This window comes from Pseudomonas fontis, from assembly GCF_028656955.1.
GTDB classification, from domain to species: Bacteria; Pseudomonadota; Gammaproteobacteria; order Pseudomonadales; family Pseudomonadaceae; genus Aquipseudomonas; species Aquipseudomonas fontis.
The window spans coordinates 324,788-336,872 of sequence record NZ_JAMDGY010000020.1 but is presented as its reverse complement, the minus strand read 5'-3'; the positions used below and the strand labels follow the sequence as shown (position 1 = coordinate 336,872).

2 protein-coding genes are annotated in these 12,085 nt (G+C 62.5%); one reads left to right on the top strand and one right to left on the bottom strand.

What is annotated here, in order from left to right:
* Window positions 1–10: 10 nt before the first annotated feature.
* The gene (locus M5G11_RS08820) at window positions 11–1,384 is read right to left on the bottom strand and encodes a TolC family outer membrane protein (RefSeq protein ID WP_273908913.1); all 1,374 of its coding nucleotides are present in this window, start codon (window positions 1,382–1,384) and stop codon (window positions 11–13) included.
* Window positions 1,385–1,900: 516 nt separating this feature from the next.
* Between M5G11_RS08820 and M5G11_RS08815 the strand changes: the two genes are divergently transcribed.
* The gene (locus M5G11_RS08815) at window positions 1,901–11,983 is read left to right on the top strand and encodes a retention module-containing protein (protein WP_273908914.1); all 10,083 of its coding nucleotides are present in this window, start codon (window positions 1,901–1,903) and stop codon (window positions 11,981–11,983) included.
* The last annotated feature ends 102 nt before the right edge of the window (window positions 11,984–12,085 follow it).

Genomic DNA, 12,085 nt, shown 5'->3' with positions numbered 1-12,085 from the left:
GCGGAAACACTCAACGCATGTCGGGCAACCTGGCATCGGTACGCACTTCGCTCTTGGCGATGGCTTCCGGGGGCAGCGAGATGCGTTGCTTGCTCAGCAACTCACCCATGTTGGCCAGCACGCGGTACATCGAGAACTCCTCGGTGTACCGCACTTCGGTGTAGCGACGGTTGGCGTTGTACAGCTCGTTTTCGCTGTCGAGCACGTCGAGCAGGGTCCGTTGGCCGAGACCGAACTGGTCCTGGTAGGCCGCGCGTACCCGGGTGGTGGTTTCGGCGTATTCGCGGGCGCTGGGGATCTGCTTGCTGGCGTTGACCTTGGCGTTCCAGGCCAGCGAGAGGTTCTCGTTGATCGTGCGCAGGGCGTTGTTGCGAATGTCCATCGCCTGGTTGATCTTGTGCGCATCCGATTGCAGGCGGGCCTTGTCGCTGCCGCCACGGAACAGGTTGTAGCTGAGCTCGACGCCGGCCTGCCAGTCGTTGTTGTCGTGGCCGACCTGGCCGGCGATGTTGTTGTTGGCACCGGTGGCCAGCACTGCATCGAGGCGTGGATAGAACGGCGACTTGGCCACTTCATACTGTTGCTCGGCCGCCTGCACGTCGGCCTGCGCGGATTTCAGGTAGGGGTTGTTTTCCAGCATGCCCTGGCGTGCTGCCGTCAGGTCAGCGGGTATTTCGCCCTTGATGGTGGTTGGCGATTCCAGTTCGTCGGCCGGGCGGCCGACGACGCTGAAGAAGTTTGCCTCGGCATCGGCCAGGTCCACTTCAGCGGTGTCCAGGTTGTTTTCTGCCAGAGCACGACGGGCCTTGGACTGATCCAGGTCGGCGTTGCTGCCCACGCCGCGTTCGCTACGCAGGCCGATCTGGTCGTTGACCCGCAGGTGCGCCTGCAGGTTGTTCTTGGCCAGGGTCACCAGTTCGCGGCGCTTGAGCACCTCCAGGTACACCTCGATGGCGCGCAACGCGACCGTCTCGGCAGTGGCCTGGGTGTAGTAGGCGCGGGAGTTGACCACCGCCTCGGTACGGCCGACCTCATTGGAGGTGTTGAAGCCGTCAAACAGCATCTGCCGCAAACGCAACTCGGACTGGGTGTAGCTCAGGGTCTCCTTGTTGTGGTTGCGCGTGCCGTCGGGGTTGAAGCCACGCGTATTGGTGTTGTCCGACTTCTGCCGGCCATAACCGGCAATCAAGTCGACGCTGGGGTAGTAGCCGCCCTTGGCAAAGTTCACATCTTCATCAGCGGAAAGCCGGCTGTTGCGGCTGGCATTGATTTCAGGATGTTGGTCCACGGCGCTCTGAACAGCCTCCGTAATCGACATCGCCTGAGCATTGGCACATGCCATGGCCAATAGAATCGCACTGGTGATGGGGGTCAAAACGCGCATGGGGTACTTCTCCCTGATCTCTTATGAAGTGTCGCTGTCGTCAAAAAAGTGACGAAAAATGCAGCTCAAACCGTTTCAGGCTTGTAACAACAGAGCTAAGAACATTTATGAGAGAAGCTAAGAAGATTTTTTCATAAGAGTTATGCGAAAAAAAACTTATGCGGTCTAAGAAATCCAAGACATTGTTCTACTCAGGCAGCCTGTTAATAAGCGCTAGGGCGCTTTTTACCGGCGTCAGAGCAAGTTCAAGCTTTTTTGCAGCATAGGGCACGGATGTAGCGGAGGGGATGGAGGCGGTGCGGAGTTTGGCGACAAAAAATTGGCGAAAAGCCAAAAGCCACTCCTCACCGTCACTTCATCGGGGCACAGCACGGCAAGGTTGTTGATTTCATTGAAGTCCTTCTTGCCCAGCGTTGTGCAGTGCTCCCACTCAGGCGGGCGTTGAAAGGCGCACGGCACGCGATTACCCACGCACTTTTCTGCGAAAAAGCCCTTCGGCAGTGGAGGAGTGCGTACATGGCCAAGTTAATCGGGATTGTCAGCAAGGTGGTCGGGCAGGTGTTTGCCGTCGCCGAAGACGGAACACGTCGCGCGCTGGTGGAGGGGGATCGCCTGTTTGCCGGTGAACAGCTGGAAACCGGTGCGGCCGGTGCTGTTGCCGTCCATTTGCAGAACGGTGCCGAACTGACTCTGGGCCGCGACAGCAGCCTGAACATGACCTCTGAGCTCCTGGCCAACCGCGCGCCGCACGTCGATGTGCCGGATGCCGTGACGCCCAGTGAGGCGCAACTGACTGATGTCGAGAAGCTCCAGCAAGCCATCGCTGCCGGTGGCGACCCGACCCAGGATGCCGAGGCAACCGCTGCCGGGCCGGGCAATGGTGGCGCACCGGGGGCGCTGGGCGGTGGGCATTCGTTTGTGTTGCTGGAGGAGGTGGCCGGGCGTGTGGACCCGAACATCGGCTTCCCTACAGCGGGTTTCAATGGCTTCCCTGAGCTGGACGATCAGATTTTGCGCCAGCTGTTCACCAATGACGACAACGTCCCGGTGCCGCCACCGCCAGTGAACAACCTGGTTGCCTTGAACGGGCTGTCGGTGGAAGGCGGTGAGCTCAGCCTCAACGAGGCCAACCTGGCGCAAGGTTCGGCCAGCGATGCCGGCGCACTCACCCAGAACGGCATCTTCACCGTGGTCGCGCCCGATGGCGTGTTCAACCTCAATGTCGGCGGCATCAATGTGGTGACGGCCGGCGCCGTGACCGGTGTCGGGCAATCCATCGTTACCGGGTTGGGCAACACCCTGACCATCACCGGCTACGATGCAGCCACCGGCGTGGTCAATTACAGCTACACCCTCAACGGTGCCGAAACCCACGCCAGTGTCGGTGGCGCCAACAACATCAGCGAAAGCATCAACGTTTCGGCCAGCGACACCGATGGCGACGTGGCCAGCGGCTCGCTGGACGTGAACATCCGTGACGATGTGCCGCGTGCAGTCAACGACAGCAATGTCGGCGTGGCCACCGAAGCCTCGACGGTGCTCACCGGCAATGTGCTCAGCAACGATATCCAGGGCGCCGACCGGGTGCCGAGCGGGCCGATCACCGCCGGGACGTTTACCGGCACCTACGGCACCCTGGTGCTGGCGGCTGACGGCTCCTACACCTACACCCTGAACCCTGCGGGCCAGGCCTTCGTCAACCTGCATGGCGGCGGCAACGGCACCGAGACCTTCACCTACACCCTGACCGACGCCGATGGTGACAGCAGCTCGGCCAACCTGGTGCTGAACATCAGCAACCTGAACGACCCGGTCGATCTGAACTTCGTCAATACCGACGGGCCGCAGTTGACTCTGTTCGAGAAGAACCTGGGCGACGGCAGCAGCCCGGATGCGGCCGCGCTGACCCAGAACGGCACCTTCACGATTACCGCGCCAGATGGCCTGCAAACCCTGAATGTGGGCGGCATCAGCCTGATCAATGGCGGGGTGGTCAATGGCTTTCCGCAGTCGATCACCACCGGGTTGGGCAACACCTTCAGCATCACCGGCTACAACCCCAGCACCGGGGTGGTCAGCTACAGCTACACCTTGCTGGACAATGAGGCGCACCCTGCGGGCAATGGTGCCAACAGCCTGGGCGAAAGCTTCGCGATCAGCGCAACCGATACCGATGGCAGCAGCGCCAGTGGCAACATCACGGTCGGCATCGTCGACGATGTGCCGACGGCTGCCGCAGACACCAATGCGAGTACCGCCACCGAGCAGCAACTGACCCTGACTGGCAATGTCCTGACCAACGACACCCAAGGCGCCGACCGTATTCCAGACGGCCCGATTACCGCCGGTACCTTTACCGGCACCTACGGCACCCTGGTACTGGCGGCCGATGGTTCCTACACCTATACGCTGAACCCTGCGGGCCAGAGTTTCTTCGACCTGCACGGCGGTGGTAACGGCACTGAGACCTTCACCTACACCCTGATCGACGCCGACGGCGATACCAGCACCGCCAACCTGGTGTTGAACATCAGCAATCTCAACGACCCAGTCACGCTCAATGGCCTGGATGCGACAGGCAGCGAACTGAACCTCTTCGAGAAGAACCTGGGTGCTGGCAGCAGCCCGGATGCTGGGGCATTGACCCAGACCGGCACCTTCACCATTACCGCGCCAGATGGCCTGCAAACCCTGAATGTGGGTGGCCTCAACGTGATCAGTGGTGGGGTGGCCAGCGGCTTCCCGCAATCGTTGACCACTGCGCTGGGCAACACCTTTACCGTCACTGGCTACAACGCCAGTACCGGTGTCGTTACCTACACCTATACCTTGCAGGAAAGTGAAACCCACCCGACCGGCAATGGTGCCAACAACCTGGGTGAGAGCTTCACTGTCACCGCGACCGATACCGATGGCAGCACGGCCAGCGGCAGCATCGACGTGAATATCGTCGACGATGTGCCGACGGCCGCAGCGGACACCAATGCGAGTATCGCCACCGAACAGTTGCTGACGCTGACTGGCAACGTACTGAGCAACGACACCCAGGGCGCCGACCGTGTCGCGACCGGGCCGATTACCGCCGGTAGCTTCACTGGGACTTACGGCACCTTGGTACTGGCAGCCGATGGCTCCTACACCTACACGCTGAACCCTGCCGGGCAGAACTTCTTCGACCTGCACGGCGGCGGCAATGGCACCGAGACCTTCACCTATACCCTGACCGACGCTGACGGCGATACCAGCACCGCCAACCTGGTGTTGAACATCAGCAACCTGAACGATCCAGTCACCCTCAATGGCCTGGATGCAACGGGCGGTGAGCTAACCCTCTTCGAGAAAAACCTGAGCCTTGGCAGTGCCCCGGATACGGGCGCGCTGACCCAGACCGGCACCTTCACCATTACCGCGCCGGATGGCTTGCAAACCCTTAACGTGGGCGGCCTCAGCGTGATCAGTGGCGGGGTGGCCAACGGCTTCCCACAATCGGTCACTACTGCGCTGGGCAACACCTTTACCGTCACGGGTTATAACGCCAACACCGGTGTGGTCACCTACACCTACACGCTGCTGGACACTGAAACCCATCCGACGGCCAATGGTGCCAACAGCATCGGCGAGAGCTTCACGGTCATCGCGACGGATACCGACGGCAGCACTGCCAGCGGCAGCATCGACGTGAACATCGTCGACGATTTGCCGACGGCCGCAGCGGACACCAATGCGAGTACCGCCACCGAACAGCACCTGACCCTGACCGGCAACGTGCTGACCAACGACACCCAGGGCGCCGACCGCGTGCCGACCGGGCCGATTACTGCGGGCAGCTTCAGCGGGACTTACGGCACGCTGGTACTGGCGGCCGACGGTTCCTACACCTACACGCTGAACCCTGCCGGGCAGAACTTCTTCGACCTGCACGGCGGTGGCAATGGCACCGAGACCTTCACCTATACCCTGACCGACGCTGACGGCGACACCAGCACAGCCAACCTGGTGTTGAACATCAGCAACCTGAACGATCCGGTCACGCTCAATGGCCTGGATGCAACGGGCGGTGAGCTAACCCTCTTCGAGAAGAACCTGAGCCTTGGCAGTGCCCCGGATACGGGCGCGCTGACCCAGACCGGCACCTTCACCATTACCGCGCCGGATGGTCTGCAAACCCTGAGCGTGGGTGGCCTCAGCGTGATCAATGGCGGGGTTGCCAACGGCTTCCCACAATCGGTCACTACTGCGCTGGGTAACACCTTCACCGTCACGGGCTATAACGCCAACACCGGTGTGGTCACCTACACCTACACGCTGCTGGACACTGAAACCCATCCGACGGCCAATGGTGCCAATAGCATCGGCGAGAGCTTCACGGTCACCGCAACGGATACCGACGGCAGCACCGCCAGCGGCAGTATCGACGTGAACATCGTCGACGATGTGCCGACGGCGGCAGCGGACACCAATGCGAGTACCGCCACCGAACAGCACCTGACCTTGACCGGCAACGTGCTGACCAACGATACCCAGGGCGCCGACCGCGTGCCGACCGGGCCGATTACCGCCGGCAGCTTCAGCGGGACTTACGGCACACTGGTGCTGGCGGCCGACGGTTCCTACACCTACACGCTGAACCCTAACGATCAGGACTTCAAAAACCTGCACGGCGGCGGCAATGGCACCGAGACCTTCACCTACACCCTGACCGACGCGGACGGTGATGTGAGCACCGCCAACCTGGTGCTGAACATCAGCAACCTCAACGATCCGGTCACCCTCAATGGCCTGGATGCAACGGGCGGTGAGCTGACCCTCTTCGAGAAAAACCTGACCCTTGGCAGCGCCCCGGATACCGGCGCCCTGACCCAGACCGGCACCTTCACCATTACCGCGCCGGATGGTCTGCAAACCCTGAGCGTGGGTGGCCTCAGCGTGATCAGTGGCGGGGTGGCCAACGGCTTCCCGCAGTCGGTCACCACTGCGCTGGGCAACACCTTCACGGTTACCGGCTACAACGCCAACACTGGGGTGGTCACCTACACCTACACGCTGCTGGACACTGAAAGCCATCCAGCCGGCAATGGCGCCAACAACCTGAGCGAAAGCTTCACGGTCACCGCGACCGATACCGATGGCAGCACCGCCAGCGGCAGCATCGACGTGAACATCGTTGACGATGTGCCGACGGCCGCAGCGGACACCAACGCGAGTACCGCCACCGAACAGCACCTGACCCTGACCGGCAACGTGCTGACCAACGACACCCAGGGTGCTGATCGCGTGCCCACCGGGCCGATCACCGCGGGCACCTTCGGCGGTACCTACGGCACCCTGGTGTTGGCCGCCGATGGCTCCTACACCTACACCTTGAATCCGAATGATACGGACTTCAAAAACCTGAACGGCGCAGGCAACGGTACCGAGACCTTTACCTACACCCTGACCGACGCGGACGGTGATGTGAGCACCGCCAACCTGGTGCTTAACATCAGCAACCTGAACGATCCGGTCACCCTCAATGGCCTGGATGCAACGGGCGGTGAGCTGACCCTCTTCGAGAAAAACCTGACCCTCGGCAGCGCCCCGGATACCGGCGCCCTGACCCAGACCGGGACCTTCACGGTAACCGCACCGGATGGCTTGCAAACCCTGACGGTGGGTGGCCTCAGTGTGGTCAGCGGGGGCGTGGCCAATGGCTTCCCGCAATCGGTTACTACCGCACTGGGCAACACCTTCACGGTCACCGGCTACAACGCCAACACTGGCGTGGTGACCTACACCTACACACTGCTGGACACCGAGACCCATCCGGCGGCCAATGGTGCCAACAGCATCGGCGAGAGCTTCACGGTCACTGCCACCGATACTGACGGCAGCGCGGCCAGTGGCAGCATCGACGTGAATATCGTCGATGATGTCCCGACGGCTCGGGCCGATACCAATGCCACTGCTGCCACCGAGCAGCACCTGACCCTCACCGGCAACGTGCTGACCAACGATACCCAAGGCGCCGACCGCGTGCCGACCGGCCCGATTACCGCCGGCAGCTTCAGCGGCACCTACGGCACATTGGTGCTGGCGGCGGACGGTTCCTACACCTACACGCTGAACCCTAACGATCAGGACTTCAAAAACCTGCATGGCGGCGGTAATGGCACCGAGACCTTCAGCTACACCCTGACCGACGCCGACGGCGACGTCAGCACCGCCAACCTGGTGCTGAACATCACCAACATCAATGACCCGGTGGTACTCAACGGGCTGGACGTCAATGGCGGCGAGCTGATCGTCTACGAGAAGAACCTCAGCGACGGCAGCGCGCCTAGCCCGAGTGCCCTGGTGCAGACCGGCACCTTCACGGTGACCGCGCTGGATGGTTTGCAAACCTTGAGCGTCGGTGGCCTCACGGTGGTCAATGGCGGGGTTGCCAGCGGCTTCCCGCAATCGCTCACCACCGCGCTGGGCAACACCTTCACGGTCACCGGCTACAACGCCACCACCGGCATCGTTACCTACACCTACACGCTGCTGGACAATGAAACCCATCCAAACGCCAATGGTGCCAACAGCCTGAGCGAAAGCTTCACGGTGACTGCCACCGATACCGACGGCAGCTCGGCCAGTGGCAGCATCGACGTGAGCATCGTCGATGATCTGCCGACGGCGCGTGCCGACACCAACGCAACCACGGCGACCGAGCAGCACCTGACCCTGACCGGCAACGTGCTGACCAACGATACCCAGGGCGCCGACCGGGTGCCCACCGGCCCGATTACCGCGGGCAGCTTCAGCGGCACCTACGGCACCCTGGTGCTGGCGGCGGACGGTTCCTACACCTACACCTTGAACGCCAACGATCCGGACTTCATCAACCTGCACGGTGGCGGCAACGGTACCGAGACCTTCAGCTACACCCTGACCGATGCCGACGGCGACGTCAGCACCGCCAACCTGGTGCTGAACATCACCAACATCAACGACCCGGTCACCCTCAAGGGGCTGGATGTCAACGGCGGCGAGTTGATCGTCTACGAGAAGAACCTCAGCGACGGCAGTGCACCGAGCCCGAGCGCCCTGGTGCAGACCGGCACCTTCACGGTGACGGCGCCGGATGGCCTGCAGAACCTCAGCGTGGGTGGCCTCAGCGTGGTCAGCGGCGGGGTGGCCAGTGGCTTCCCGCAGTCGACGACCACCTTGCTGGGCAACACCCTGACCATCACCGGCTACAACGCCAGCACCGGCGTGGTGACCTACACCTACACGCTGCTGGACAACGAGGTGCACCCGACCGGTAACGGCATCAACAACCTCACGGAAAGCTTCACGGTCACCGCCACCGATACCGACGGCAGCACCGCCAGCGGCAGCCTCGACGTGACCATCGTCGACGACGTGCCGACCGCACGCCCCGACACCACCTCGGTGCTTGAGGGCGCTACGACCAGCTACAACGTGCTGACCAACGACACCAAGGGCGCCGACGACCCTGGTAGCAACGCCGTGGTCGGGGTACGTGCCGGCTCCAACACCGCGACCTCGGCCATCGGTGGGCTGGGCAACAGCATTGCCGGTACCTACGGCACCCTTACCCTGGACGCGGCAGGCAACGCGGTGTACCACGCCAACCCGAACTCGGTGTCGCCAGCCGGTGCCCAGGACGTGTTCGTCTACACCATCCGCGACGCTGATGGCGATGAAAGCACCACCACCCTCACCATCAACGTGCAGGACAGCTCGCCAGTTGCCAGCCCTGACAGCGATGTCACCGTCTACGAGAAGGCCCTGGACCTGAGCAAGGACGGCCAGGACCTGGCGCCGGGCACGGTGATCGGCAGCGACCCGAGCAACACCGGGGAAACCGCCAGCGGCACGCTGGTTGGTGCGGTTACCGGGGGTTCCGGGCCGCTCACCTACACCCTGGTCGGCAGCGCCACGGGTGCCTACGGGCAGATCCAGCTCAACCCCAACGGCACCTACACCTACACCCTGACCTCTGCGCCGAAAACCCCGGGCAGCCCGAACGACGGCGCGAATACTCTCACCGAGACCTTCAGCTACAAGGCTACCGATGCGCTGGGCAACACCTCGGTCAACAACATCGTGATCAATATTGTCGACGATGTGCCCAAGGCGGCCGATGCCACGCGTTCGGTCACGCCGGGGCAGTTGGACTCCAACCTGCTGCTGGTGGTCGACGTGTCGGGCAGCATGAACGATGCCTCCGGCGTACCCGGGCTGACCCGGCTGCAGTTGGCCAAGCAGGCGATCAACGCGTTGCTCGACAAGTACGACGAACTGGGCGATGTGAAGGTGCAACTGGTGACCTTCTCCACCGGCGCCAGCCAGCAGTCGGCGGTGTGGGTCACGATCGACCAGGCCAAGGCCATCGTCAATGGCCTGAGCGCGGGCGGCTCGACCTACTACGATTCGGCGATTACCTCGGCGCAATCAGCCTACGGCACCACCGGCAAGATCGATGGCGCACAGAACATCGTCTACTTCTTCTCTGACGGTGCGCCGACCTCGGGTCACTCGATTACCCCGACGCTCGAAACAGGCTGGGAGACCTTCCTCGACAACAACGGCATCAAGTCCTATGCCATCGGCCTGGGCAGTGGCGTCAGCGCCACCAACCTCAACCCGCTGGCCTATGACGGCAGCACCCACGTCGACACCAATGCCACCGTGGTCACCGACCTCAACCAGCTCAACTCGGTGTTGTCCGGCACAGTGCAGGGGGCACCGATTACCGGCAGCCTGATGAGCAACGGGACCTTCGGCGCCGATGGTGGCTTCATCAAGGCGCTGGTGATCGACGGCACCACCTACACCTACGATCCGAAAGGCAACGCGGGGGCCGGCTCCTATGTCGCCAGTGGCGGCACCGATCGCGGCACCTTCGATACCGGCACCAACAGCGTCACGGTGAAAACCGCGATTGGTGGCAGCATCGTGGTGAACATGGACACCGGTGATTTCACCTACACGCCGCCCAAAGACAACGGCACCAGCCAGGTCGAGCACATCAACTTCGTGGCCAGCGACAACGACGGCGACCTGAGCAGTGCCAACCTGACGATCAACGTGTACACCAACACGGCGCCGGTGGCTGGTGCCGACCATGTCATCACCAACCTGCTCTCGGGCACTGTCACGGTACCGGCCGAGGGCCTGCTGGCCAACGACAGCGATGCCAACAATGATCGCCTGAGCGCTTCGCCGACCACCTTCACTACCGGCTGGACCGCCCGTGGCGCGGACTTCACGGTGGGCGGCGCGACACCGACCCTCACCTTCAGTGGCACTGGCAACACCAGCGCCAACCAGTTGCTCAATGTTGCGCGCAGTTCGTTCACCGGGGCTTCCGGGTCAATGACTGCCGCGCTCATCGTCAGTGGCTACCTGGGGGCGGTGACCACGGCCAATGCCAATGACGAGGACCAGATCAACGTCACCCTCAAGCAGGGTGAGACCCTGACCCTGGATCACAACCGTACGGCCAACGACAACGTGCTGATGGAGTGGAAGGATGCCGCCGGTACCTACCAGACGATTGCCGACGGCGGCAGCTTCACTGCGAGCCATGACGGGGTGTACACCATTCACCTGGTCAACCAGGCCAACCTCAGCGGCACGGGGGCGGGCAATGCCGAGTCCTACCTGTTGAACATGAGCATCAATTACGCGGGGGCACAGGACAATGCGCCGCAGTACAACGGCACCTACACCGTGAGTGACGGGCATGGTGGCGACGCGGTGGGTGCGGTGGACATCAGCTACCAGGCTGGCAATACCCTGACCGGTACCACCCATGATGATGTGCTGGTGGCAGCCAATACCGCGACCACACTGAACGGGGGAGATGGCAACGACGTGCTGATTGGCGGTACCGGCGACGACTTCCTGCATGGTGGCAACGGCAACGACCTGTTGATTGGCGGCCTGGGCAACGACCTGCTCGATGGCGGGGCGGGCACTGATACAGCCAGCTATGCCAGCGCGCCGAGTGCCGTGACGGTCAACCTGAACCTGACCGGCGCGCAGAACACCGGAGGTGCCGGGACGGATACCTTGGCATCGATCGAGAACCTGATCGGCTCGGACTACAACGACACCCTGACGGGTGACAACAATGCCAACCTGCTGGTGGGAGGCAAGGGCAATGACACCCTGGTCGGTGGCGGGGGCGATGACACCTTGATCGGCGGGCCGGGCAACAACACTCTGACCGGTGGGGCGGGTGCTGACACCTTCCTCTATCAGCAGGGCAACACCGGGCATGACCTGGTCACCGACTTTACCCCGGGTACGGATCGTCTGGACTTGTCGCAGCTGTTGCAGGGGGAAAACGCGACGACTGCGTCGCTGGATGACTACCTGCACTTCAAGGTAACGGGCACTGGGGCCAGTGTGGTGTCGACGATTGAAGTGAGTTCGGTGGCGGGTGCTTCACCGACCCAGACCATTGACCTGGCCGGGGTCGACCTGGCCCAGCACTATGGCGTCACGGCCGGGGCGGGTGGTGTGGTTGCGGCGGGGCAGGACACCGCGACGATCATCAATGGGATGCTCAATGATCATTCGTTGAAGGTGGATACCGTGTAACGGCCTATCGCCGGCAAGGCCGGCTCCCACAGGATACCGGGCTAACCTGGAACCCCTGTGGGAACTGGCTACTGGTGGGAGCTGGCCTTGCCAGCGATGCAT